We start from the raw sequence: 24598 nt of genomic DNA, 5'->3' as shown, positions 1-24598 counted from the left end.
TATCATCAAGATATAGCATGAATGATTTGAAGGGCTGAATAACAAAAGTGAAAAAGTGTTAACGCGGTAGGAAAAATTTTAGATAGGCATAGATATAGAAATGCCGGCATTAAGCCGGCACTTGGAAACTTAACAGGTCAAATTACAGACCAGTTGCGTTCTTAGTCAGGTAAGCAGCAACGCCTTTTGGAGATGCGTTCATGCCTTCTTTACCTTTTTCCCACTGAGCTGGGCAAACATCACCGTGCTCTTCGTGGAATTGCAGCGCGTCAACCATACGCAGCATTTCGTCGATGTTACGGCCTAATGGCAGGTCGTTAACCACTTGGTGACGAACAACACCGTTTTTGTCAACTAAGAAAGAACCACGCAGAGCAACGCCTGCTTCTGGGTGCTCGATGCCGTAAGCTTTCATGATTTCACGTTTGATATCAGCAACCATCGGATATTTAACTTCACCGATACCGCCGTTATCAACAGGAGTTTTACGCCATGCGTTATGAACGAATTCTGAGTCGAAAGAAACACCAACGATTTCTACGCCGCGTTTTTTGAATTCTTCATAGCGATGGTCGAATGCAATCAGTTCTGAAGGACATACAAAAGTGAAGTCCATTGGCCAGAAGAAGATCACAGCTGGGCGGCCGTTCAGGTGTTTCTTCAGGTTGAAGTTCTCAACGATTTCACCATTACCAAGAACAGCTGCAGCAGTAAAGTCAGGGGCTTGACGTGTTACCAGAACCATAATGTACTCCTATGAGTTTTAAGGGTTTCTATCTCCGCAATCATAATGGGGCATGCGGATAAATATAACCTAAGGATAAGGTTTTATCCTTGGAGAATAAAGACATTAAAACCAATCAATATGATAGCTTTTGCCTATCAATGGTATCAATTTGGCAGATTAATATCAATAAGATAGTTTTATTCCATTAAAGTGCAAGTTTTAATTTATTCGGATGCACGTAATGTGAACTCTTGGGCAAAAAGTTGCTGTTTTGCCGTCTCAATCATTTGTGGATAAAACTGAAAGAAAATATGTTCAAGTTCTAGATAATTAAGCAAAAAATCATCAAATGAGCCACTAAGGGCAGCGAGTTTTGGACGGCGCCTTGCCATGCCATTAAGTGACTTACCGATGTACGCTTTTTCTGCGTACCGCGTCAACCATTGCTGAGGCCAGAGATACTCATTTAACTCCTGAAATTTTTCAGGGGTATGACACAAATCCGGTTCAATGGTTTGCCTGGCAAAAAGCACAAAATCAGAGAGTGAATGTGAGGGAACGAGACGTTCCCAATGCAGAGAAAGAAAATGATCCCAGACTAAATCTAAGGTGATAGGCGCGACTCGGCGGTATTCTTCGCGAAATAGATGGCGCGCTTGCTTCACGAGCGGATGGGTATCTGTGATTCTATCTACGGCTCTGTGCATACGGATACCTGCAACCACGTCTGGCGAGTAATCTCCCGCAGGGTTACCGCGTACGTAGTCCGCCATCATGTTCCCCAATAGGGAGCTTTTGGCAAGATAGGCTAGGTGAAGATGAGCAAGATAGTTCATGGCCGTACTATAAACGAAAAATATCAGAAACGAAAAAATGAAAGAAAAAAGGGTGCCGACACATTCCGTGCTGTTTCAGAAAATATTTGCATAATATTGGTTCTTTTTTATACAAAATGGCGCTTATTTCTTGCGCCAAAGGCAGTGCAGCACTAGACTAGTTGCCTTATTTTTTTAGATTGATGTCAATACAATGCGTGTATCCGATTTTACTTTTGAATTACCAGAAGAACTTATTGCCCACTATCCTCAGGCTGAGCGTAGTTCATGTCGCTTACTTGGTCTTGATGGTGCCACGGGACAGCTCACGCATGGTGTGTTTACCGATATTCTTGAAAAATTGGAGCCGGGGGATTTGCTCGTGTTCAACAACACTCGAGTGATCCCTGCTAGATTGTTCGGTCGTAAAGCGAGTGGCGGTAAAATTGAGGTTTTGATTGAGCGTATGCTCGATGAACATCGTGTTTTGGCTCATGTTAGAGCCTCTAAAGCACCAAAAGAGGGTGCTGCGCTGCTACTGGGTGAAGATGAAAGTGTGAATGCGACGATGGTCGCTCGTCACGGTGCACTGTTTGAGCTGCGCTTTGATGATGCGCGCGATGTGTTAAGCATTCTGAACCAAATTGGGCACATGCCATTACCACCTTATATCGACCGTCCAGATGAAGAGTCTGATAAAGAGCTATATCAAACCGTGTATAGCCAGCGTCCGGGCGCAGTTGCTGCACCAACAGCGGGTTTACACTTTGATGAGCCTTTATTAGAAGCATTACGCCAAAAAGGCGTTGAGATGGCATTCGTGACATTGCATGTCGGGGCGGGAACGTTCCAACCGGTGCGTGTTGATTCCATCGAAGACCATATTATGCACTCTGAATATGCAGAGGTTCCGCAAGAGGTGGTCGATGCAGTGTTGGCGTGTAAAGCGCGTGGAAATCGTGTGATTGCCGTGGGAACAACGTCTGTTCGTTCACTGGAAAGTGCCGCGAAAGCCAGCCAAGATGCTTTAATTGCTCCATTCTTTGACGATACCCAGATATTTATTTATCCGGGTTATGAATATCAAGTGATTGATGCCCTGATCACTAACTTCCACTTACCAGAATCCACATTAATTATGTTGGTCTCTGCGTTTGCGGGATATCAAAACACCATGCAAGCCTATAAAGAAGCCGTTGAGCAAAAATACCGTTTCTTTAGTTATGGTGATGCCATGTTTATTACGCCAAATGCTAATGCTCGTTTTGAGCAAGTCGGCTCGGCAGAACAAGAATAAGTGGCGGCGTAGCTGCTCGCTTAGATTCAGTAACCAATAGCACCAGACTGTTTTTCTGATGCTAGGAGATAAAACGTGAAATATGAATTACAGACAACCGACGGTAATGCGCGTCGTGGTCGCCTGATTTTTGAACGCGGTGTGGTAGAAACTCCGGCGTTCATGCCAGTAGGAACTTACGGCACGGTTAAGGGAATGACGCCTGAAGAAGTGAAAGAAACCGGTGCTCAAATTTTACTGGGTAACACCTTCCACTTATGGCTACGTCCGGGTCAAGAAATCATGAAATTACATGGTGACCTGCACGACTTTATGCAATGGCAAGGCCCGATCTTAACGGATTCAGGCGGCTTCCAAGTCTTTAGTCTTGGTGCAATGCGTAAAATTAAAGAAGAAGGTGTTCATTTCCGTAATCCAATTAATGGTGAAAAAGTCTTCTTAAGCCCCGAAAAATCGATGGAAATTCAGTACGACCTCGGTTCTGATATCGTGATGATTTTCGACGAATGTACGCCGTATCCAGCTGATTGGGATTACGCAAAAACATCAATGGAAATGTCATTACGTTGGGCTGCACGTAGCCGCCAGCGCTTTGATGAATTGAACAATAAAAATGCGCTGTTCGGGATTATCCAAGGCAGTGTTTACGAAGATTTACGCGATATCTCCGTGAAAGGGCTGGTGGAAATTGGCTTTGATGGGTACGCTGTAGGCGGCTTAGCAGTCGGTGAACCAAAAGAAGATATGCACCGTATTTTAGAGCACGTATGTCCGCAAATTCCAGCAGAAAAACCACGTTACCTGATGGGCGTTGGTAAGCCGGAAGATTTAGTGGAAGGCGTACGTCGTGGTATCGATATGTTTGACTGTGTGATGCCAACTCGAAATGCACGTAATGGGCATTTGTTTGTCACTAACGGCGTGGTAAAAATTCGTAATGCGAAGTATAAGTCAGACACATCACCTCTTGATGCAGAGTGTGACTGCTATACTTGTCGTCATTACAGCCGTGCGTATTTGCATCATCTTGACCGTTGTAATGAAATTTTGGGGGCGCGACTCAATACCATCCATAATTTACGTTACTATCAACGCTTAATGGCGGGTATTCGCCAAGCAATTGAAGCGGGTAATTTTGAGCAGTTTGCTGCGGATTTCTATCAGAAGATTGGCAAAGCCCAGCCTTCATTAAATAGAGAGTGAATTTAAAGTGCGAAGTTAGCCCGAACTGTGTAGCATATCGGGCTGTACCCTTCGTTCTTGCAGCTGATTGTGGTTATTGGCATCAGCCAAAAGAATTATTTAGTGCAAATTATAGTTTTTAGTTCTAGTTACATAATGGTTTGATGTATTTTATGTAACTTGAATTAGTTAAAGTGTAAGTTTGAAATTGCTTTCAATAACAATGAGGAAAGTTGAATGAGTTTTTTTATTTCTGAAGCAGCTGCATCAGCAGGCGCACCCGCTCAAGGTAGCCCGTACTCTCTGATTATTATGCTGGTTGTTTTCGCGCTGATTTTCTATTTCATGATCCTGCGTCCACAGCAAAAACGTGCTAAAGATCACCGTAAACTGATGGAATCAATCGCTAAAGGCGATGAAGTTTTAACAACGGGTGGTTTAATCGGTCGTGTAACTAAAGTGTCTGAAACAGGTTATGTTGTTCTTGAACTGAGTGAGAACACTGAAGTAACTATCAAACGTGATTTCGTTGCTGCTGTTCTACCTAAAGGCACAATGAAAGCAATCTAATTCTGAATTTTCCCGAAGGGAACTGCCGTGCTAAACCGTTATCCTTTATGGAAGTATCTGATGTTGATCACTGCGATCCTCATCGGTTTGCTGTATGCACTTCCAAACCTATATGGTGAGGATCCGGCTGTTCAGATCACTGGCGTGCGGGGAACCGCCGCCAATGAACAAACGCTGATCCAAGTCCAAAAAGCTTTAGAAACAGACAAAATTCAGAGCAAATCTGTTGCTCTTGAAAATGGGGCAATTTTAGCCCGTTTCAACAACTCTGACGTTCAGTTACGTGCTCGTGAAGTCATCATGAATGCACTGGGTGACCAGTATGTTGTTGCATTAAACCTTGCACCTGCTACACCAAAATGGCTTGAAGCTCTCGGTGGTGAACCGATGAAGCTGGGTCTGGACTTACGTGGTGGGGTTCACTTCCTGATGGAAGTCGATATGGACACTGCATTAGGTAAATTGCAGGAACAAAACATGGATGGTTTGCGTAATGACTTGCGCCAAGCAGGTATTGCGTACTCTTCTATTCGTAAAGGCAGTGATTACAGCGTCGAAGTTCGCTTCCGTAACGCTGATGATCGCAGTCTTGCTGAGAAAACACTGGCGCGTAAATACCCAGACTTAGTGTTTTCTGACGGCAGCGATAACACCATGATTGCTGTTATGACTGATGAGCGCTTACGTGAAGCGCGTAACTATGCCGTCTCTCAAAACATCACGATTATTCGTAATCGTGTTAACCAATTAGGTGTTGCTGAACCACTGGTTCAACGTCAAGGTGCGGATCGCATTGTTGTTGAATTACCGGGTATCCAAGATACTGCGCGCGCAAAAGAAATCTTAGGTGCAACTGCAACCTTAGAATTCCGCTTAGTGAATACTGGCGTAGATAGCGCAGCGGCAGAAAGTGGACGTATCCCTGGTGACTCAGAGCTTAAATCTGATCGTAATGGCGTGCCTTATGTGCTGTATAAGCGCGTTGTTTTAACGGGCGACCACATCACCGATTCTACATCTGAAACCGATGAAAATGGTTATCCGCAAGTGAGTATTAGCCTTGATAGTGCCGGTGGCTCAATCATGTCTGACTTTACTCGTGACAACCAAGACAAGCTGATGGCAACCCTGTTTGTTGAATACAAAGACAGTGGTAAAAAAGATGCTGCAGGTCGAGCGATTTTAGTTAAAGATGAAAAAGTCATTAACGCCGCGCGTATCCAAGCTCGTTTCGGCAGCAAATTCCGTATTACGGGAATTGATAACGCGAACGAAGCGCGTCAATTATCTTTACTGCTGCGTGCGGGGGCATTGATTGCGCCAATCCAAATTGTTGAAGAGCGTACTATCGGTCCAACATTGGGTATGCAAAACATCGAGCAAGGTCTGAAAGCGTGTATCGCGGGTCTGTTAGCTTCTATCCTGTTTATGATTATTTACTATCGTAAATTTGGTCTGATTGCGAGTAGTGCTCTGATGGCTAACTTGGTCTTAATCGTGGGTGTGATGTCTCTGTTACCAGGGGCGACGCTGACCATGCCAGGTATTGCTGGTATCGTCCTAACCCTTGCGGTTGCCGTCGATGCCAACGTTCTAATAAACGAACGTATCAAAGAAGAACTTCGCAATGGACGCTCAGTGCAACAAGCGATCCACGAAGGGTATAAAGGCGCCTTCTCAAGTATTACCGACGCAAACTTAACGACCTTAATCACCGCAATTATTCTGTATGCAGTGGGTACTGGTTCGATTAAAGGCTTTGCGATCACGACAGCGATTGGTGTCGCAACCTCTATGTTTACAGCTATTGTTGGTACACGTGCAATCGTGAACCTGCTATACGGCGGTAAACGTATTAACAAGCTGTCAATTTAAGGAGCACGTTGTGGCACAGGATTATACTGTTGAACAATTGAACTATGGCCGTAAAGTCTATGACTTCATGCGCTGGGACAACGTTGCCTTTAGCATTTCTATCATTTTACTGATCGCTTCTTGTGTGATTATCGGTGTTAAAGGCTTTAACTGGGGACTTGATTTTACGGGCGGTACCGTCATTGAAATCAACCTTAGCCAGCCTGCTGATTTGGATAAAATTCGTGATAGCCTGTCTAACTCGAATCATAAAGATCCATTAATCCAAAACTTTGGTAGCAGCCGAGACATCATGATCCGTTTACCGCCAGTTGAAGGCGTAGCGGGTCAAGAAGTCGGTAAAGAGATCATTACTATCATCAATAAAAACGTTGATGAGCAAGCGACGGTTAAGCGTATTGAGTTCGTAGGACCAAGCGTAGGTGCTGAGTTAGCACAAACAGGGGCATTAGCGTTATTAACAGCGCTTATCTGTATCCTGATCTACGTTGGTTTCCGTTTTGAATGGCGTTTGGCGGCGGGTGCCGTATTGGCATTGGCTCATGACGTGGTGATCACTTTAGGTATTCTATCTCTATTTCATATTGAGATTGATATGACCATCGTGGCGTCATTGATGTCGGTTATCGGTTACTCTCTTAACGATAGTATCGTGGTATCTGACCGTATCCGTGAAAACTTCCGTAAGATCCGTCGCGGTACACCGTACCAAATCATGAACGTCTCTTTGACCCAAACATTGAGCCGTACCATCATGACATCAGCAACAACATTATTAGTGGTTCTGATGCTGTACCTGTTTGGTGGCGCGATGTTAGAAGGCTTCTCACTGGTTATGTTAATCGGTGTGACAATTGGTACGATTTCATCTATCTACGTGGCTTCTGCATTAGCACTGAAGATGGGTATGAAGCGTGAGCACTTAATTCAGGCGAAAGTCGAGAAAGAAGGCGCAGACCAAGAGTCTTTATTACCATAACGAATACAGGCATTCGTGTCTCATAAACACCCTGAGGATAAATAATCCTCAGGGTGTTTTTCATTTCAGGTCTGAGTTACACTATCTACCCTATAAAATAGAATCAGGAATTCCTATGCATTGCCCATTTTGCTCAGCTGTAGATACGAAAGTGATTGACTCGCGTCTGGTTGGTGAAGGCTCACAAGTGCGCAGGCGCCGCCAGTGTTTGGTTTGCCATGAACGCTTCACCACATTTGAAGTGGCGGAACTTGTTATGCCTCGGGTAATTAAAAGTGACGACATTCGCGAACCTTTCGATGAAGAAAAGCTCAACCGAGGCATGTTGAAAGCCTTAGAAAAACGTCCTGTCAGTTCCGATGCTATCGATCAAGCCATAATTTCTATTAAATCCCACCTACGAGCGACTGGCGAGCGTGAAGTTCCCTCTAAGTTGATTGGTAATCTGGTGATGGATGAACTCAAAAAACTCGATAAAGTGGCTTATATTCGCTTTGCCTCTGTCTATCGTAGTTTTGAAGATGTACGTGAGTTTGGCGAAGAAATTGCCAAGTTACAGGACTAATACCGATGCTTGAACAAGACCTTATCTACATGGCCCGAGCCTTTGAGTTGGCAAAAAAAGGACGTTTTACGACATCACCGAACCCAAATGTGGGTTGCGTGATTGTGCGCGACGGTGAAATTGTCGGCGAAGGCTACCATCAAAAAGCGGGTGAGCCACACGCAGAAGTCCATGCACTTCGAATGGCGGGTGATAAAGCGAAAGGCGCCACAGCTTATGTGACCCTTGAGCCTTGTAGCCATCACGGTCGTACCCCACCTTGTGCAGAAGCGTTAATTAATGCGGGGATCACCCGCGTCGTCGCGGCAATGCAAGACCCTAACCCTCAAGTGGCTGGCCGCGGTTTATTTATGTTATCTCAAGCGGGAATAGAAACTGCCAGCAATATTCTGTTGGAAGAAGCCGAGGCACTAAACCGTGGCTTTTTAAAACGTATGCGTACCGCATTTCCTTACATTCAATTAAAACTCGCCGCATCATTAGATGGTAAAACCGCATTAGCGAATGGGGAAAGTAAGTGGATCACGAGCCCAGCAGCGCGTAAAGATGTTCAAGCGCTGCGCGCTCAAGCCAGTGCTATTTTGAGTACCAGTAATACCGTGCTTGCTGATGATCCTGCTTTGACGGTGCGTTGGAACGAATTACCTGCGGATGTTCAAGCACAATACCCAGAAGAAAAGCTGCGCCAACCTATTCGTATTGTGTTAGATAGACACAATCGCGTGAAGCCCGAACATAAAGTGACACAGTTAGATGGTGAATGCTGGCTAATCCGCCCAACGCCGGATACCACAGAAACATGGCAGGGCAATGTCGAACAACTTGCTATCCCTGCAGATGATAATGGCATCGATTTAGTGATTTTGATGATGCAATTAGCGAAACGTAATGTGAATAGTATTTGGGTAGAGGCGGGCGCTAAGCTTGCAGGCTCATTATTAAAACTCGGTTTAGTCGACGAACTGATCGTCTATATCGCACCTAAATTACTTGGGGATACTGCACGTGGGTTAGTGAGTCTCCCTGAATTAAGCGCATTATCAGATGCGCCTCAATTTGAATTTACTGATGTTGAAAAAGTCGGAAATGACCTTCGCGTCAGGTTACGCCCTGTATGGTAAATGTGTTTTTTTAGCGGTTTGCTGAAATTCACTCGTACGGTTAACTAAAGAATGTGATAAAATCCGCGCCCCGCGGGTTGTAATTAATATTTGAGGAAGATTATGAACGTAATCAAAGGTGTTGTTGCTGCGCCAAAAGCGCGTGTTGCTATCGCTATCGCTCGTTTTAACAATTTTATTAATGATAGCCTGCTGGACGGTGCTGTTGACGCGTTAGAGCGTATTGGCCAAGTTGCTCAAGATAACATCACCGTTGTTTGGGTACCAGGTGCTTATGAATTACCACTGACAGTGAAAGCACTGGTTGAAACCAAAAAATATGATGCAGTTATCGCATTAGGTACTGTTATTCGTGGCGGTACTGCCCACTTTGAATTTGTTGCAGGTGAGTGCAGCTCAGGTCTGTCTCATGTTGCATTAAATAGCGAAGTTCCTGTGACTTTCGGTGTATTAACTACTGAAAATATCGAGCAAGCCATTGAGCGAGCTGGTACTAAAGCAGGTAACAAAGGTGCAGAAGCTGCACTGACCGCTCTCGAAATGATTAATGTGATTAAAGCTGTAAAAGGCAAATAATGCGCGTCATATCTCGGTTCTATGAGTTCGAGATATGCTGTGTAGTTTTTTTTATTTAAGGGGAATCTTGTGAAACCTGCTGCTCGTCGTCGCGCTCGTGAGTGTGCTGTACAGGCCATTTATTCATGGCAATTATCCGGTAATCCTATTGCCGACGTAGAATATGAGTTTATTGCTGAACAGGACATGTCTGACGTTGACGTAACCTATTTCCGTGAGCTGATTTCTGGTATTGCAAACAATGCTACGAAGCTGGATCAATTAATGGCGCCTTACTTATCTCGTCAGTTAGAAGAGTTAGGTCAAGTTGAGAAAGCAATTTTACGTGTAGCAATGTATGAACTAAGCTATAGAGAAGATGTGCCTTTCAAAGTTGCTATCAATGAAGGTATTGAATTAGCGAAAGTTTTTGGTGCTGAAGATAGCCATAAGTTTGTCAACGGTGTGTTAGATAAAGCAGCACCTGCGGTACGTCGTAAGAAATAAACATAATCAGGTTCCCTCCTGTAATACGTAAGTCATAATGGGTAGGCTGGGTTCCAGTCTACCCTAGTACTTATGTCTGGCTTTTCAGTTTATGACAAGTGAGACATAGCGAAAATGGAAAATCTACCATGTCATATGGCGAATTTGACCTCATCGCACGTTTTTTTAATCGCCAACTTGTAAACCGACGTGATGTTAATATCGGTATTGGCGATGATTGTGCGCTAATGACTATCCCTGAAAAACAGCAACTTGCTGTGAGTACCGACACCCTAGTTTCCGGTATTCATTTTCTACCCGATATCTCTCCCGCTGACCTTGCCTATAAATCCCTAGCTTCAAATTTAAGTGATCTTGCTGCGATGGGCGCTGATCCCGCTTGGGTTTCTCTCGCCATTACTTTGCCAAGTGTAAATAGTGAATGGCTGCAATCTTTTAGTGATATGTTGTTTGAACAACTGAATTACTACGGAATGCAGCTGATTGGGGGAGACACGACACGTGGACCAATGAGTTTAACCTATACCGTTCATGGTCTTGTACCGACAGGCAAAGCATTATCTCGCTCTGGTGCACGTAATGGAGATTGGATTTACGTGACAGGCTCATTGGGAGATAGCGCGGCAGGGCTTGCGATACTGCAAGATAGATTACATGCTGAAAACCCTGAGCATAAACAGTGGCTGATTGAGCGCCATTTACGCCCACAACCACGCATTTTACAGGGGCAGGCTTTACGCAATTTAGCTTCATCTGCGATTGATATCTCAGATGGGTTAGTTTCCGATCTCAATCATATATTAAAAGCGAGCGGTTGCGGAGCGCGGATCAATCTCGATGCCTTACCACAGTCTGATGCGTTGAAGCAGAATTGTTCTATTGAGCAAGCGAGGGTTTGGTCGCTAAGTGGTGGTGAAGATTATGAGCTATGCTTTACTGTGCCTGAAATGAATCGGGGAGCTTTAGAAGTTGCGCTTGCTCATACGGGGGCAGGTTTTACCTGTATTGGCCAAATTAAGCCCCAATCCGAAGGGATCCGTTATTTTTGTGATAACCAAGCTGTTGAGGTTGACCTCAAGGGCTTCGATCATTTTGTTTAGGAAGATGTCCATGGCGACCGCTCAAGAAAAAGCAGCAGCAAAAAAACGATTGAATATGCGTAATCCGTGGCACCTTCTCGCGACGGGTTTCGGTAGTGGTTTATCGCCAATTGTTCCCGGTACAATGGGTTCATTAGCCGCCATTCCATTTTGGTTGCTAATGGATAAACTCCCTGTTTGGATCCTCTGGGTTATTATTGTCGTTGGATTCTGGTTTGGGTGTTGGATATGCCAACGAACGTCCGATGATATGAGGATCCATGACCATGGCAGTATTGTTTGGGATGAGTTTATTGGCATGTGGATTACATTAATGGCCATCCCTGTGGTGAGTATCCAGTGGGTTCTCACTGGCTTTTTGATCTTCCGTGTCTATGACATGTGGAAACCTTGGCCAATTCGTATTTTTGATCGCAAAGTCAGTGGTGGGTTTGGCATTATGATTGATGACATCATTGCTGCGATATTTGCCTATGTGACAATTTGGTTATTGGTCCATTATCAAGTTATGCCTTTCTAATTTTTCAATTAGCCTGTTACGATATTAAGGCGTTACTTTTTAGGTAACGCCTTAATTTTTTATAAGTTACTTATTCAGGTAAGCATTGATAGCGTTAACGATCCCTGTGGCATCTAAGCCCAGATCAGCCAATAACTCATCTTGTGTCCCTTGAGGAATAAAGAAATCCGGTAAACCTAAATTCAGTACAGGGAGAACGTTTTTCTCTTTCATTAAGAATTCATTCACACCGCTTCCTGCGCCGCCCATAATCGCATTTTCTTCCAGCGTCACAAGCATGTCATGGCTCTTCGCCATTTCAAGGATTAAGGCTTCATCTAATGGTTTCACAAAACGCATATCAACCACGGTTGCGTTGATTTGTTCTGCGGCTTCGAGTGCATTGCTGAGCAGTGTACCAAAGCTGAGAATAGCGACTTTTTCACCTTGGCGGCGGACAATTCCTTTCCCAATTTCGAGTGGTGCCAATGGCATTAATTCTGCACCTGTACCAGCACCTCGCGGATAGCGTACCGCGGTTGGACCTTCTTGATAATGATACCCAGTATGTAGCATTTGGCGACATTCGTTTTCATCGCTTGGTGTCATGATGACCATTGTTGGGATGCAGCGTAAGAATGAAATATCGAATGATCCTTGGTGAGTTTGACCATCAGCACCGACGATACCCGCACGGTCAATGGCAAACATCACTGGGAGTTTTTGGATAGCCACATCGTGAATGACTTGGTCGTAACCACGTTGTAAGAAGGTCGAGTAAATCGCCACGATTGGGTTGTAACCCCCAATAGCAAGACCTGCTGCGAAAGTCACTGCATGCTGTTCGGCAATCGCCACATCAAAATATTGGTCTGGGTACTCTTTAGAGAAACGTACCATACCAGAGCCTTCACGCATCGCTGGGGTGACGGCCATCAGTTTATCGTCGCCTTTAGCTTCTTCACACAGCCAATCCCCAAAAATTTTTGAGAATGTCGGTCTGGTGTCTTTGCTTTTTGGTAACGTAAAAGTGGCTGGGTCGAACTTAGGTACGGCGTGCCAGCTAATTGGATCTTTCTCTGCTGGCTCATAGCCACGACCTTTTTTGGTCATAATGTGCAGGAATTGAGGGCCTTTTAACTCGCGCATATTTTTTAACGTTTGGATCAGCGCAATCACATCGTGTCCGTCAACAGGGCCAATGTAGTTAAAGCCTAGCTCTTCAAACATGGTACCAGGCACAACCATGCCTTTGATATGTTCTTCGGTTTTCTTGAGTAACTCTTTGATTGGCGGGATATTCGAGAAAACTTTCTTTCCACCTTCACGCAGTGTGGTATACAGCTTGCCGGAAAGTAAATGGGCTAAATGGTTATTCAGCGCGCCAACGTTTTCAGAGATGGACATTTCATTATCATTGAGGATCACCAGCATATCGGGCGCGGCATCACCGGCATGGTTCATGGCTTCGAATGCCATTCCTGCGGTAATCGCACCATCACCGATGACACAAACGGTTTTACGATTTTTATCTTCTTTTTCTGCGGCGATAGCCATACCTAAACCGGCACTAATGGAGGTTGAGGAATGACCAACACTAAGAATGTCGTACTCGCTTTCGGCACGCCATGGGAATGGATGTAACCCATTTTTTTGACGAATGGTGTCGATTCTGTCACGGCGCCCAGTCAAAATTTTGTGCGGATATGCTTGGTGACCAACATCCCAAACAAGATTGTCAAATGGAGTTTTATAGACGTAATGCAGAGCAACGGTGAGTTCAATAGCCCCCAGTCCTGATGCAAAGTGACCGCTCGAGCGACTTACACTATTTAGTAAAAATTGTCTCAGTTCATCACAAAGCTTTGGCAAGCTCTCTTTTGGCAAAAGGCGCAGTTCATCAGGCGTCTCTGCCAGTGCCAGCGTTGGGTATTTAGCGGTATCTATACTCATTAGGTGCTCACTACTTAAATTAATTAGGGCGATGCCTGTTAACATTGAGCGGCTGGTGACAGTGATTTTTCTTCGTTAAACGTATTTTATAAGTCGTCACAACGGCTCTAAGTTACTCAGGTAATCAATATTATAATTATCGGTCTTATCTATACCAAAAGGCAAAGCATATTGTCAGCTTTTGCGCTCAATGACAAAATTGGCTAAAGCTCTTAACAAATCCGTATTGTAGCCTTGGGATTGCAATGATTCTAAAGCGGTGATCGCATCTTGATAGAGCTCTTTGGCTTTTTCTTGAGCCGCTTCAAGACCTAACAGTGATGGATAAGTACTTTTTTCATGTTGTTCATCAGCACCTTGGCGTTTGCCCGTTACTGCACTATCACCGATGACGTCTAAGATATCGTCTTGAACTTGGAAGGCTAATCCGATGGATTCCGCGTACTTATCTAAGTTAGCTAAGGCTTGATATCCTTTATGCCCCGCGGCGTAGGCGCCAAGACGAATAGCGGCACGGATTAAAGCCCCCGTTTTGTGCTGGTGGATACGCTCAAGAGAAACAAGATCAACGCGTTTACCTTCTGCATCAAGATCTAATGCTTGTCCGCCACACATACCCGCTAAGCCACTGGCATACGCCAGTTCTGCAATCATCGCAATACGGTCTTTATCGGAGACATCGGGCATTGATGCGCTAGACAGTAACTGGAAGGCAAATGTCTGTAAGGCATCGCCAGCAAGTACCGCATTACCTTCACCAAATTTGATGTGGCAAGTGGGTTGCCCACGACGCAAGTCGTCATCATCCATAGCCGGTAAATCATCATGGATCAGCGAGTAAGCGTGGATGCACTCAACGGCGGCTGCGGGTGCGTCTAAATTATCAAGACTCACGCCCAGCATTTCGCCAACGGCATACGTTAAGAAAGGGCGTAAGCGCTTACCCCCTAATAACGTGCCGTATTTCATGGCTTGTGCTAAGGGGAGATCAGCAAAAGGCAGTGAATCTAATGAGGTTAATAGATACTGATTAACGCGATCATGAGCTTGGCGTTGTTGACGCGCAAAGGTGTCTGGGTGTTGTTCGGACATAATTTATTCTGTATCAGGTGAAAAATCGTCGAGGGCTTTATTTTCGTCATCGCTCAGCAAAATTTGCACACGCTGTTCTGCTTGCTGGAGGACTTTTTGACCTTGCTTGGCAATTTGGACGCCACGCTCAAATTCGTTTAACGCGTCTTCCAAAGGTAGCTCTCCGGATTCTAGGCGAGCGACAATTTGCTCCAGCTCTTGAAGGGAGTTTTCAAAACTAACGGTAGGAACTTGCTGAGATTTTTCTTTAGCCATAATCGTTAATCACTAATGTTAAATCACTTAAAAGTGGGGGAACTTTAATTATTGTGCAGACTAACTTAGTCTCGCAATGGTTACAATTTATTATTGGTGTTTTTAGATTCAGTACGCAAGATAGTGCTATAATACGCCTCTTTATTGACAACTGGTAAAGTGTACAACAGTCACTTTTTCGCAACGTCCGTTTGCCCCACTAACCAAGAACATGCCACGACTATGAAGTTTATTATTAAGTTATTCCCAGAAATCACTATCAAAAGCCAAACTGTTAGACTCCGTTTTATTAAAATTCTAACCAGTAATATCCGCAATGTATTGAAGAGTCTTGGCGAAGAGATCTCGGTTGTCCGTAATTGGGATAACATTGAAGTGCGTGTTAAAGGGGAATCAAAGCACGACGAAATTTGTGACATGCTGAGCCGTATTCCCGGCATCCACCACATCTTAGAAGTGGAAGAGAAGCCTTTCACCAGTTTACACCATATTTTTGAAATGACACTGGAAGCCTACGGGGCATCTGTGGAGAACAAAACGTTCTGTGTGCGTGTGAAGCGCCGTGGTAAACACGAGTTTTCATCCATTGATGCAGAGCGTTATATCGGCGGCGGCTTGAATCAGCATATCGCCTCCGCGAAAGTGAAACTGAAAGACCCAGATACCACCGTACATCTGGAAATTGAAGATGACAATTTGATCCTCGTGAAAGCGCGTATCGAAGGGATTGGCGGCTTCCCAATTGGTACACAAGAAGACGTACTGTCACTCATTTCGGGTGGTTTTGACTCTGGGGTTTCCAGCTATATGTTAATGCGCCGTGGTTGCCGAGTGCATTACTGCTTCTTTAATCTCGGCGGTGCTGCCCATGAAATTGGTGTGAAGCAAATTGCTCACTATTTATGGAACCGTTTTGGCAGCTCCCATAAAGTGCGTTTTATTGCGGTTAACTTCGAACCTGTTGTGGCTGAGATTCTAGAGAAAGTCGATGACGGTCAAATGGGCGTCGTATTAAAACGTATGATGGTACGTGCGGCTTCTAAAGTGGCAGAGCGTTATGGTGTCCAAGCTATCGTCACCGGTGAAGCGCTCGGTCAGGTTTCTAGCCAAACATTGACGAACTTGCGTTTAATCGACAATGCTTCCGACACGTTAGTTTTACGTCCGCTGATCTCTCATGATAAAGAGCACATTATCAAGTTAGCTCGTCAAATTGGTACGGAAGATTTCGCGAAGACCATGCCGGAATATTGCGGTGTGATTTCGAAAAGCCCAACTGTGAAAGCGGTGAAAGCTCGTATTGAAGCGGAAGAAGAGAATTTCGATTTTGGTATTTTAGAGTCTGTTGTTGAGCAGGCGCAAAATATTGATATTCGCCAGATTGCACAAGAAAGTCTTGAGAAAGTACCTGAAGTTGAGATGGTTAGCCAACTCTCGGCAGATAATGAAGTTATCTTAGATATTCGCTCAATTGATGAGTTTGAAGACAAGCCATTGAAGGTTGAAGGAATTGAAATTAAACATATTCCATTCTACAAACTGAGCACGCAATTTGGTGATTTACCAAAAGAGAAAACGTACCTGCTGTATTGCGACCGTGGCGTAATGAGCCGTCTGCAAGCGTTGTACTTGAAAGAGCAAGGCTTTGAGAATATTAAGGTTTATCGCCCGTAAGTTGTCAGGTGATGTTGAATGAAAAAGCGAGCTGATTAGCTCGCTTTTTTGTTTCTAGTCTTCCAGATAATCATTAATACCCGGTGGTAAAACGAGCTGTGAGGCGACATTGGCAGCGGTTTTTCGTCCTTGCAATAATTCAATCAATTTCAGTGCAAAGTCAAAGGCTGTCGCAGGGCCTTGGCTAGTCAGTAAATTCACGCGCTCATCAAAATAGACGCGCTTATCGACCCATTTATGAGCTGGGATTTTATCTTGCATGCTTGTTTTGTTCTGAATATCGGGAAAGCCAGTCATGTTTCCGAGAGGAAATAGCTGGTGGTATTCCAAAACAAGTGCCGGAGCGGCACAAATGGCTGCCACAATTTTTCCATCTAAATGCATACGCCTGACTTTCTCAACCACCAGTGGGCTATCACGGAAAGCTTCGGCACCTGCCAGACCGCCGGGTAACACGATTGCGTCAAAAGGTTCGTCTGCAACGCGGATGATGGGAAGGTCGGCAACGAGTTTAATACCTCGAGATGCGGTTATCTCTAACGCTCCGTCTTCCGCCACACTGGCTAATGTCACCTGTATTCCGGCGCGAACCAGTAAATCAGCGGTCGTGACGGTTTCAATTTCTTCACTACCATTGGCGATGCATATCAGCACGGAGGTTGTCATAACTTTGTTCTCTATTTTTAATTAAGTGGTACAAACGGTCATTCTCAGGGGTGGCTAAGCCATGAGCTCGAGCTTTTTTGATTAAGAAGCCAGTGATGTAATCAATTTCAGTTCTGCGATGATGGCGAACATCTTGCAGCATGGATGAATGATTTTCCGATGTTTGATGAATAATGTCATAGACGCGTTCGGTCATCTCTTCTTTATCAGTATGCAACCCCTCGGCAACCATTACTTGGCAGCATTCATCTATGACCCGTGAAATTTGTTCAGGATAGTGAATGATTTGCCCATTGGTACAATTGTGTTCCGTGGAAAGCGGATTTATCACGCAATTAACGACCAGTTTTCGCCAAATGGTATTGAGGACCTGATTATGCCATGCCACATCCGGTAGAGCTTCATGCAGGATGTTGGCGATAGGGTAATAAGCTTCTGCTTGAGAGTTGACGGCACCGATGTGAGTGATGCCGCTAGCAGTATGAAAAACTTGGTTGTTATCTTGCCACGCCGCATGAGTTGTAACTCCGCTCAAAAATGGATGGCGCAATGTGCCTAATTCTTCCAAGGTGCCTAATCCGTTATGCAGCAAGAGAATAGGACTAGTTTCAGGAATGATGGGCAGCAGGGGCAATAAGGCATCTGAAACTTGCCATGCTTTCAAACAGACAATTACTAATTCGCTTGTGTGTAGGTGCTGATGATTATTGCAAGGAATTAATTCGCGGAAAATTTTATCGTCAGGTCCGTTAACATCAACAAATAAATCGGATTGAGCAACGCGTAGCCATCCTTGAACATCGTGTCCTTGTGAGGTGAGGGCAGCTAACCAAAGTTTACCAATAGCACCACAGCCAATCAGGGTTATTTTCATCGATTTTCCCTACTATCTGAGAGCGGTTGATTTGGATTAATAACCGCCATCATAGCGATTTTAATATGATATCCAAATAATTAGTTATGTTATGCAAGTGAGCCAATCTGACAACATGGAGTGTCATGGGCAAATAAGCTATTATAAGCCAATTGATTATAGGAGAGCGTTAAAATGCCATCATTTGATATTGTATCTGAAGTTGAAATGAGTGAAGTCCGCAATGCGGTAGAAAATGCTCAGCGAGAACTTACTAGCCGCTGGGATTTTAAAAACATCACTGCAAGCTTTGAACTGAACGATAAGAATGAGTCTATCAAAGTGACCAGTGAATCTGATTTCCAAGTTTTACAACTGCTTGATATTTTAAGAGAGAAAATGGCAAAACGGGGAATTGATGGCGCAGTGCTGAATGTCCCTGAAGATATTGTACATAGTGGTAAAACTTACAGCGTGGAAGTGACTTTAAAACAAGGCATTGAAGCGAGTATGGCGAAGAAAGTTGTTAAGCTGATTAAAGACAGCAAGTTGAAAGTGCAGGCGCAAATTCAAGGTGAACAAGTTCGTGTAACAGGTAAAGCACGAGATGATTTACAAGCTGTTATGGCGTTAGTCCGTGGCGGTAACTTAGGTCAACCATTCCAGTTTAATAACTTCCGCGACTAATTGATAAGCGTGTTTTAGTTATTGAAAATAGCCCGCAATATTGAGGGCTATTTGTTAATGATAAGATTACATATGATTAAGCGTGAATAATGGCTTCAAGCTCTGCTCGGTTAACCACTTTCTTATCAATCTTGATATAAATACTCATCTCCTCAGCAATCACAACCACATCAAGCACACCGTTCATGGCTTTTAACTGTTCCTGAAGTTTGTTGATATTTTTAAAACGATGTGGAAGAACCATGCGAATACTGCTGACGTAAGGCGGTTGTTTCATGGTTAAGCTGATAGCAAACCAGATAATACAAAGCAGTAGTCCGCCAATAAATACGGTACTGGCTCCTTCAAATTTATACAACCAGCCTCCCAGAATTCCGCCTAAGGCTACCCCTAGAAATTGGCTGGTGGAGTAGACACCCATGGCCGTTCCTTTGTATCCGGCTGGAGCTTCTTTACTGATCAGGGACGGCAAAATGGCTTCCATCACGTTAAATGCAATAAAGAACAGTTGGATCCCTAAGAAGATAATCCAAAGCTGGTGACCTGATTGCCATAAAACAATTTCCGCAGCCGCTAAGAGCAAAATGCAGAACAGGAAAACCTGCTTCATTTTGCGCTGTTTTTCCGCGTAAATAATAAAAGGAAGTACGCAAACAAAGGCGACTAACATGGTGACTAAATACGCTTTCCAGTGATCTTGTGCCAAGTAACCGGCATTGGTCATGATCAAGGGTAGGGCGACAAAGCTGGACATTAGCAGAGTATGCAGACTTAAAATTCCGACATTCAGCTTGAGAAGTTGGGGATTAAGTAAAACCGCTGTTAAATTGCTTTTAACAAAAGCAGATTCACGGTTTACAACATGGTGAGTATTATTAGGTACCACAAAGAGAGTGATGAAAATAGCGCCAACGGCTAATAAGGTGATCCCCCAAAATAAGCCGCTTAGACCAATAGCATGGGTCACAATAGGCCCTAAAACTAAGGCGATAGCAAACGTTACACCAAAGCTAATACCTAAAAATGCCATTGCTTTTGTACGATTTTGTTCGCGGGTCAAATCCGATAACAAAGCCATAACGGCAGCAGAGATAGCACCTGCGCCCTGTAAAGCTCGACCAATAATAATGCCCCAAATAGAATCGCTTAGTGCGGCAATAACACTACCTGCAATAAAAATGAGTAGACCAAAAACAATGAGAGGTTTACGACCAATACGGTCAGACATCAAACCAAAAGGAATTTGAAAAATAGCTTGGCTAAGCCCATAAATACCAATCGCCAACCCAATCAAAAACTCGTTAGCACCCTGTAAGTGCATCCCATAACTGGTGAGGATCGGGAGCACCATAAACATGCCGAGCATGCGAAGGGAGAATACGGATCCTAGTCCCCAAGTGGCTCGGAGTTCTAAAGCTGTCATTTTATTATCGTTCATAAATACTCGTCATATTTCGGGTTGTAGCTGTGTTGGCAGCGCTCACTAACTCAGGTCACATACTGGTGTATGCTCCCTGAGATTAGTTTCACTTGCCGCCTTGCTACAACACGAACTATTTTGAGTATTCAATTTCTATTCTTTTTATTTCGGGCTGTAGCGGTGCTGGTGTTAATTTAATTTAATTTTAAATCAATAAGTTAAGTTAGTTTGCTATATGACAATATTGGTTTATTAATAGCAGGCGGCTATTTAACCATAAAAATCATCACAAAAATATTCGCAGACAAAGAAAAACGGCGGGAAGTTTGCACTTCCCGCCGTTTGAACACATTTATTGTCAATGATGCAATAAATTATCGGACTAACGCTATAACAGTATCGCTTGTAACGGTTGGGTCAACTGACATCATCACACTTAACGAGGTAATCGCTACGATAGAGAAGATGAACAGCTTACGCGCCCAAACTCGGTCGTCATTTTCGGTTTTGAAACCAGAAATTGCCATACCAAGCCACCATAAGCTAACCGCAGCGCCGACAACCAGATATTTATAGCCTGCGTATCCGCTAATCGCTAACATTAATGTTGCGACCATAAACGCAAGGATATACAAGAAGATATGAGTCTTAGCGACAGATATACCCTTGATCACCGGTAACACGGGAATGTTTGCGGCTTTGTAATCCTTAAAGCGGAAAATTGCGATGGCATATGAGTGCGGCATCTGCCACAAGCTGAAGATTAACAGCAGGATTAAGGCTCCAGCGTCAAATTCATTTGTGACAGCGCAGTAACCGATAACCGGTGGTGCTGCGCCAGATAGGCTGCCAATCAACGTGCCATAAACAGACTTACGCTTCATGTACAGGCTATACACGCCCACGTACACAATGAAACCAATGAGTGCAAGGAGCATTGCCAGAGCATTGGCTGCTACGAGTAGCAGCACCATGCCAGCAATACCTAATGCAGCAGCGTAAATCAGGCTAACTTTCGGGTCAATCAGCCCTTTAACTAAAGGGCGATTCTTAGTTCTTTCCATGATACGGTCAATATCACGGTCGATGTAGTTGTTAAATACACAACCAGAAGCCACGACCAATGATACACCCAGCAAAGTCGCAATAAACAGCGGGTAGTCAATTGACCCTTTAGAGGCCAGCAGAAAACCGCCGATCACAGAAATCAGATTTCCGAATATAATTCCTGGTTTGGTCACTTGCAGGTATTGCTTAAACATATCGGCAACTCTTTAGTCGAGCATCATATTGATGTTCAGGTTGTACATAATCCACAGAGAGCCAATAACAACGATACCGATGATTAGCATAGTGAACAGGAATGCAATCAGGTTCCAGCGCTCATCTGATGATGTATTCATGTGTAAGAAACAAACAAGGTGTACAAGGATTTGCACAACAGCCATTCCAACAACAGTTGCTAGAATAACGCCTTGTGAAGCTGTTCCATTCATCACCATCCAGAAAGGAATTACAGTCAGGATAACTGACAGAATAAAGCCAATCAGGTATGTCTTAACGCTACCGTGGCTTGCTCCAGTATGAGCATCTTTTGCATGACTCATTTAAATAGCCCCCAGAAGATAAACAACGGTAAATACACAGATCCAAACAACATCTAAGAAGTGCCAGAACAGGCTCAGGCAGTTCAGACGGGTTTTGTTAACCGCGGTCAGACCACGACGACAGTTTTGGATAATCATCAGAATGATCCAAACCAGACCACAAGTTACGTGGATACCGTGAGTCGCAACTAATGCGAAGAAAGCAGATAAGAAACCACTGCGATCTGGGCCGTAGCCTTCAGCGATCAGCTCGTGGAACTCATAAACTTCCATAACAACGAAGCCAAGACCAAATAAGAAAGTAATGAACAGCCATAAGTTAACGGCAGCGACTTTCTCTTTGTGCATTGCAATCATTGCAAAACCGTAGGTGATACTACTGAATAACAGTAAGAATGTTTCACCTAATACGAACTGCAAACTAAAGATGTCTTTACCAGCAGGACCGCCAGCAGTGCCATCAGATAAAACCACGTAAGTTGCAAACAAGCTAGCAAACAGGATCAGGTCACTCATTAAGTAGATCCAGAATCCGAATACTTTGGTTGCACCCGCATCGTGGTGCCCATGCTCTGCATGGGCTACATTATGATTAGTCATTGTATTAGTTGACATCGTTCACACCTGCCTTACGTAATTCTTCAAAGTGCTTATTCTCGATTTGTTCGATTTCAGCCACAGGTACGTAGTAATCAACATCTTCGTCGAAGCTTTTTGCAATCCAAGTAACAATCATGCCACCGAAACCAACGATTGCCAGCCACCAGATGTGCCAGATCATTGCGAAACCAAAAATCAAGCTAAATGCAGCGATGATTACGCCAGCGCCTGTATTTTTCGGCATATGAATTTCTTCATATGAAGTAGGTTTCTTATGAGCGATACCTTTCTCTTTCATATCCCACCAAGCATCGCGAGTTTGAATCTGTGGTTCAACAGCGAAGTTGTAGAATGGTGCCGGAGAAGAAGTTGCCCACTCCAGAGTACGTCCACCCCATGGGTCACCGGTTAAATCACGGTTTTCATGGCGGTCACGGATACTCACGATAATTTGGATAACTTGGCAAGCAATACCCAGAGCAATCAGACCAGCACCACACGCAGCTGCAACCAGCATACCGTGATAGGTTGGATCAATATTTTGGCTCAGACGACGGGTCATACCCATAAAGCCAAGGATATATAACGGCATGAATGCTAAGAAGAAACCAGTGATCCAGAACCAGAAGGCACGAACACCCCATTTCTCATTCAGCGTGAAGCCGTAAGCTTTCGGGAACCAGTAAGTCATACCAGCGAAGCATCCGAATACCACACCACCGATAATAACGTTATGGAAGTGAGCAATCAGGAATAGGCTGTTGTGCAGAACGAAGTTTGCGCCTGGAACCGCTAACAGAACACCAGTCATACCACCCACAGAGAAGGTGATGATAAAACCGATAGTCCATAACATTGGTGATTTGAACTCGATACGACCTTGGTACATGGTGAACAGCCAGTTGAAAATCTTAACCCCTGTAGGGATTGCGATAATCATCGTAGCGATACCAAAGAAGGCGTTAACGTTCGCACCTGAACCCATCGTAAAGAAGTGGTGTAACCAAACGATGAAGGACATAACGGTGATAACGATGGTTGCCCACACTAGTGAGGTATAACCAAACAGACGCTTTTTCGAGAAGGTTGCTGCAATTTCTGAGAACACACCGAACACTGGCAGAACAAGGATATACACCTCAGGGTGACCCCATGCCCAAATCAGGTTGATGTACATCATCATGTTGCCGCCCATATCGTTAGTGAAGAAATGGGTGCCCAGATAACGGTCTAATGTCAGTAACGTGATGGTCACTGTCAGAATTGGGAATGCTGCAATAATCAGGATGTTGGTACAGAATGCTGCCCAGCTAAATACTGGCATTTTCATCATCGACATACCCGGTGCACGCATACGGATAATGGTCGCGAAGAAGTTAACACCTGTTAATAGCGTACCGATACCGGATATCTGGAGACTCCATATCCAATAATCGACCCCGACCCCCGGGTTGTACTCCAAGCCGGACAGAGGAGGGTATGCTAACCAACCAGTTTGTGCGAATTCACCTACCCCTAATGAGATGTTGATTAACACAACACCCACTACGAAGAACCAGAAGCTCAGGGAGTTAAGGAATGGGAATGCAACGTCACGGGCACCAATTTGCAGAGGAACAACTAAGTTCATCAAACCAACAACAAATGGAGTTGCCATGAAGAAAATCATGATAACGCCGTGCGCTGTAAAGATTTGATCATAGTGGTGAGGATTTAAGAAACCTTCTTGACCCGCTGAAGCCAGCACTTGCTGACCACGCATCATGATAGCATCCGCGAATCCACGGAATAACATCACCATCGCAACGATGATGTACATAATACCAATTTTTTTGTGGTCAACAGAGGTTAACCACTCTTTCCACAGCCATTTCCACTTTCCGAAATAGGTGATCGCACCGACTAAGCCAAGTCCACCGAGGACAATGGCAATCAGTGTAACAACGATAATCGGTTCATGAAGTGGAACTGCGTCCAGTGTTAATTTTCCAAACATGCC

General features: G+C 44.3%; 25 protein-coding genes. 13 read left to right on the top strand and 12 right to left on the bottom strand.

Annotation, left to right across the window (positions count from 1 at the left end; genetic code table 11):
- Positions 1-142: 142 nt before the first annotated feature.
- Both GKR48_RS12505 and GKR48_RS12500 read right to left on the bottom strand, forming a co-directional pair.
- Positions 143-745, bottom strand: a complete 603-nt coding sequence (locus GKR48_RS12505; protein ID WP_154628311.1) for a peroxiredoxin C — start codon at positions 743-745, stop codon at positions 143-145.
- A gap of 206 nt (positions 746-951) precedes the next feature.
- Complete coding sequence (locus tag GKR48_RS12500; protein WP_154628310.1) at positions 952-1563, bottom strand: acyl carrier protein phosphodiesterase; 612 nt, start codon at positions 1561-1563, stop codon at positions 952-954.
- Positions 1564-1756: 193 nt separating this feature from the next.
- Here GKR48_RS12500 and queA point away from each other — a divergent pair, with 193 nt between their 5' ends.
- The 11 genes from queA (at position 1757) to pgpA (ending at position 11813) form a co-directional block, all read left to right on the top strand.
- Positions 1757-2839 carry a tRNA preQ1(34) S-adenosylmethionine ribosyltransferase-isomerase QueA gene (gene queA, locus GKR48_RS12495; protein WP_154602750.1) on the top strand — a complete coding sequence of 361 codons (1083 nt, stop codon included), beginning with the start codon at positions 1757-1759 and terminating at the stop codon, positions 2837-2839.
- Positions 2840-2914: 75 nt separating this feature from the next.
- Positions 2915-4042: a tRNA guanosine(34) transglycosylase Tgt gene (gene tgt, locus GKR48_RS12490; RefSeq protein WP_132496177.1), complete on the top strand. Its 1128-nt coding sequence runs from the start codon at positions 2915-2917 to the stop codon at positions 4040-4042.
- Between the two features lie 216 nt (positions 4043-4258).
- On the top strand, positions 4259-4591 hold the full coding sequence (yajC, locus tag GKR48_RS12485) for a preprotein translocase subunit YajC (RefSeq protein WP_006657183.1): 333 nt from the start codon (positions 4259-4261) through the stop codon (positions 4589-4591).
- Between the two features lie 27 nt (positions 4592-4618).
- Positions 4619-6466 carry a protein translocase subunit SecD gene (gene secD, locus GKR48_RS12480; RefSeq protein ID WP_071992161.1) on the top strand — a complete coding sequence of 616 codons (1848 nt, stop codon included), beginning with the start codon at positions 4619-4621 and terminating at the stop codon, positions 6464-6466.
- A gap of 10 nt (positions 6467-6476) precedes the next feature.
- A complete protein-coding gene (secF, locus tag GKR48_RS12475; protein WP_336431159.1) occupies positions 6477-7445 on the top strand; it encodes a protein translocase subunit SecF in 969 nt (322 codons plus the stop codon).
- Positions 7446-7560: 115 nt separating this feature from the next.
- Entirely contained in the window at positions 7561-8010 is a 450-nt protein-coding gene (gene nrdR, locus GKR48_RS12470; RefSeq protein ID WP_006662792.1) for a transcriptional regulator NrdR, read from the top strand.
- 5 nt (positions 8011-8015) lie between these two features.
- The gene (ribD, locus tag GKR48_RS12465; protein WP_154628309.1) at positions 8016-9131 is read left to right on the top strand and encodes a bifunctional diaminohydroxyphosphoribosylaminopyrimidine deaminase/5-amino-6-(5-phosphoribosylamino)uracil reductase RibD; all 1116 of its coding nucleotides are present in this window, start codon (positions 8016-8018) and stop codon (positions 9129-9131) included.
- 102 nt (positions 9132-9233) lie between these two features.
- Positions 9234-9707, top strand: a complete 474-nt coding sequence (gene ribH, locus GKR48_RS12460; RefSeq protein WP_036953837.1) for a 6,7-dimethyl-8-ribityllumazine synthase — start codon at positions 9234-9236, stop codon at positions 9705-9707.
- A gap of 69 nt (positions 9708-9776) precedes the next feature.
- On the top strand, positions 9777-10193 hold the full coding sequence (gene nusB, locus GKR48_RS12455; RefSeq protein WP_336431158.1) for a transcription antitermination factor NusB: 417 nt from the start codon (positions 9777-9779) through the stop codon (positions 10191-10193).
- A 128-nt stretch (positions 10194-10321) separates the two neighbouring features.
- Entirely contained in the window at positions 10322-11293 is a 972-nt protein-coding gene (thiL, locus tag GKR48_RS12450; protein ID WP_154628308.1) for a thiamine-phosphate kinase, read from the top strand.
- Between the two features lie 10 nt (positions 11294-11303).
- Positions 11304-11813 carry a phosphatidylglycerophosphatase A gene (gene pgpA, locus GKR48_RS12445; protein ID WP_154628307.1) on the top strand — a complete coding sequence of 170 codons (510 nt, stop codon included), beginning with the start codon at positions 11304-11306 and terminating at the stop codon, positions 11811-11813.
- Positions 11814-11879: 66 nt separating this feature from the next.
- Here the strand turns inward: pgpA and dxs are convergent, their stop codons facing one another.
- The 3 genes from dxs to xseB form a co-directional block, all read right to left on the bottom strand.
- Positions 11880-13745, bottom strand: a complete 1866-nt coding sequence (gene dxs, locus GKR48_RS12440; protein ID WP_154628306.1) for a 1-deoxy-D-xylulose-5-phosphate synthase — start codon at positions 13743-13745, stop codon at positions 11880-11882.
- Positions 13746-13919: 174 nt separating this feature from the next.
- Positions 13920-14837: a (2E,6E)-farnesyl diphosphate synthase gene (gene ispA, locus GKR48_RS12435; protein ID WP_154628305.1), complete on the bottom strand. Its 918-nt coding sequence runs from the start codon at positions 14835-14837 to the stop codon at positions 13920-13922.
- A gap of 3 nt (positions 14838-14840) precedes the next feature.
- Positions 14841-15092: an exodeoxyribonuclease VII small subunit gene (xseB, locus tag GKR48_RS12430; protein WP_036953869.1), complete on the bottom strand. Its 252-nt coding sequence runs from the start codon at positions 15090-15092 to the stop codon at positions 14841-14843.
- A 222-nt stretch (positions 15093-15314) separates the two neighbouring features.
- On the opposite strand from xseB, the gene thiI reads away from it, so the two are divergent.
- The gene (gene thiI / locus GKR48_RS12425) at positions 15315-16766 is read left to right on the top strand and encodes a tRNA uracil 4-sulfurtransferase ThiI (protein ID WP_154628304.1); all 1452 of its coding nucleotides are present in this window, start codon (positions 15315-15317) and stop codon (positions 16764-16766) included.
- Between the two features lie 54 nt (positions 16767-16820).
- Here thiI and yajL read toward each other — a convergent pair whose 3' ends face one another.
- Together yajL and panE are read right to left on the bottom strand one after the other, a co-directional pair.
- The gene (gene yajL / locus GKR48_RS12420) at positions 16821-17432 is read right to left on the bottom strand and encodes a protein deglycase YajL (RefSeq protein ID WP_154628303.1); all 612 of its coding nucleotides are present in this window, start codon (positions 17430-17432) and stop codon (positions 16821-16823) included.
- On the bottom strand, positions 17395-18306 hold the full coding sequence (panE, locus tag GKR48_RS12415) for a 2-dehydropantoate 2-reductase (protein WP_154628302.1): 912 nt from the start codon (positions 18304-18306) through the stop codon (positions 17395-17397). Before panE ends, yajL begins: the two co-directional genes overlap by 38 nt.
- 174 nt (positions 18307-18480) lie before the next feature.
- Here panE and GKR48_RS12410 point away from each other — a divergent pair, with 174 nt between their 5' ends.
- The gene (locus GKR48_RS12410) at positions 18481-18972 is read left to right on the top strand and encodes a YajQ family cyclic di-GMP-binding protein (protein ID WP_036953882.1); all 492 of its coding nucleotides are present in this window, start codon (positions 18481-18483) and stop codon (positions 18970-18972) included.
- Positions 18973-19048: 76 nt separating this feature from the next.
- On the opposite strand, the gene GKR48_RS12405 is transcribed toward GKR48_RS12410, so the two are convergent.
- From GKR48_RS12405 to cyoB, 5 genes are all read right to left on the bottom strand, one after another.
- On the bottom strand, positions 19049-20410 hold the full coding sequence (locus GKR48_RS12405) for an MFS transporter (protein ID WP_154628301.1): 1362 nt from the start codon (positions 20408-20410) through the stop codon (positions 19049-19051).
- Between the two features lie 356 nt (positions 20411-20766).
- A complete protein-coding gene (gene cyoE, locus GKR48_RS12400) occupies positions 20767-21654 on the bottom strand; it encodes a heme o synthase (protein WP_036953887.1) in 888 nt (295 codons plus the stop codon).
- A gap of 12 nt (positions 21655-21666) precedes the next feature.
- On the bottom strand, positions 21667-21999 hold the full coding sequence (locus tag GKR48_RS12395; protein WP_006657209.1) for a cytochrome o ubiquinol oxidase subunit IV: 333 nt from the start codon (positions 21997-21999) through the stop codon (positions 21667-21669).
- Positions 22000-22614 carry a cytochrome o ubiquinol oxidase subunit III gene (locus GKR48_RS12390; protein ID WP_036953890.1) on the bottom strand — a complete coding sequence of 205 codons (615 nt, stop codon included), beginning with the start codon at positions 22612-22614 and terminating at the stop codon, positions 22000-22002. It abuts the gene before it with no gap.
- Complete coding sequence (gene cyoB / locus GKR48_RS12385) at positions 22604-24595, bottom strand: cytochrome o ubiquinol oxidase subunit I (RefSeq protein ID WP_154628300.1); 1992 nt, start codon at positions 24593-24595, stop codon at positions 22604-22606. Before cyoB ends, GKR48_RS12390 begins: the two co-directional genes overlap by 11 nt.
- Between the last annotated feature and the right edge of the window lie 3 nt (positions 24596-24598).

The organism is Providencia sp. wls1943 (assembly GCF_009706275.1).
Lineage (GTDB): Bacteria > Pseudomonadota > Gammaproteobacteria > Enterobacterales > Enterobacteriaceae > Providencia > Providencia zhijiangensis.
This window is presented reverse-complemented; position numbering and strand designations above follow the sequence as displayed.

Bases quoted from the DNA above. Each gene is read 5' to 3' on its own strand.
- GKR48_RS12505 (WP_154628311.1), bottom strand. From the start codon at position 745: ATGGTTCTGGTAACACGTCAAGCCCCTGACTTTACTGCTGCAGCTGTT.
- GKR48_RS12500 (WP_154628310.1), bottom strand. From the start codon at position 1,563: ATGAACTATCTTGCTCATCTTCACCTAGCCTATCTTGCCAAAAGCTCC.
- queA (WP_154602750.1), top strand. From the start codon at position 1,757: ATGCGTGTATCCGATTTTACTTTTGAATTACCAGAAGAACTTATTGCC.
- yajC (WP_006657183.1), top strand. From the start codon at position 4,259: ATGAGTTTTTTTATTTCTGAAGCAGCTGCATCAGCAGGCGCACCCGCT.
- nrdR (WP_006662792.1), top strand. From the start codon at position 7,561: ATGCATTGCCCATTTTGCTCAGCTGTAGATACGAAAGTGATTGACTCG.
- ribD (WP_154628309.1), top strand. From the start codon at position 8,016: ATGCTTGAACAAGACCTTATCTACATGGCCCGAGCCTTTGAGTTGGCA.
- ribH (WP_036953837.1), top strand. From the start codon at position 9,234: ATGAACGTAATCAAAGGTGTTGTTGCTGCGCCAAAAGCGCGTGTTGCT.
- thiL (WP_154628308.1), top strand. From the start codon at position 10,322: ATGTCATATGGCGAATTTGACCTCATCGCACGTTTTTTTAATCGCCAA.
- pgpA (WP_154628307.1), top strand. From the start codon at position 11,304: ATGGCGACCGCTCAAGAAAAAGCAGCAGCAAAAAAACGATTGAATATG.
- dxs (WP_154628306.1), bottom strand. From the start codon at position 13,745: ATGAGTATAGATACCGCTAAATACCCAACGCTGGCACTGGCAGAGACG.
- ispA (WP_154628305.1), bottom strand. From the start codon at position 14,837: ATGTCCGAACAACACCCAGACACCTTTGCGCGTCAACAACGCCAAGCT.
- xseB (WP_036953869.1), bottom strand. From the start codon at position 15,092: ATGGCTAAAGAAAAATCTCAGCAAGTTCCTACCGTTAGTTTTGAAAAC.
- thiI (WP_154628304.1), top strand. From the start codon at position 15,315: ATGAAGTTTATTATTAAGTTATTCCCAGAAATCACTATCAAAAGCCAA.
- yajL (WP_154628303.1), bottom strand. From the start codon at position 17,432: ATGACAACCTCCGTGCTGATATGCATCGCCAATGGTAGTGAAGAAATT.
- panE (WP_154628302.1), bottom strand. From the start codon at position 18,306: ATGAAAATAACCCTGATTGGCTGTGGTGCTATTGGTAAACTTTGGTTA.
- GKR48_RS12410 (WP_036953882.1), top strand. From the start codon at position 18,481: ATGCCATCATTTGATATTGTATCTGAAGTTGAAATGAGTGAAGTCCGC.
- GKR48_RS12405 (WP_154628301.1), bottom strand. From the start codon at position 20,410: ATGAACGATAATAAAATGACAGCTTTAGAACTCCGAGCCACTTGGGGA.
- cyoE (WP_036953887.1), bottom strand. From the start codon at position 21,654: ATGTTTAAGCAATACCTGCAAGTGACCAAACCAGGAATTATATTCGGA.
- GKR48_RS12395 (WP_006657209.1), bottom strand. From the start codon at position 21,999: ATGAGTCATGCAAAAGATGCTCATACTGGAGCAAGCCACGGTAGCGTT.
- GKR48_RS12390 (WP_036953890.1), bottom strand. From the start codon at position 22,614: ATGTCAACTAATACAATGACTAATCATAATGTAGCCCATGCAGAGCAT.
- cyoB (WP_154628300.1), bottom strand. From the start codon at position 24,595: ATGTTTGGAAAATTAACACTGGACGCAGTTCCACTTCATGAACCGATT.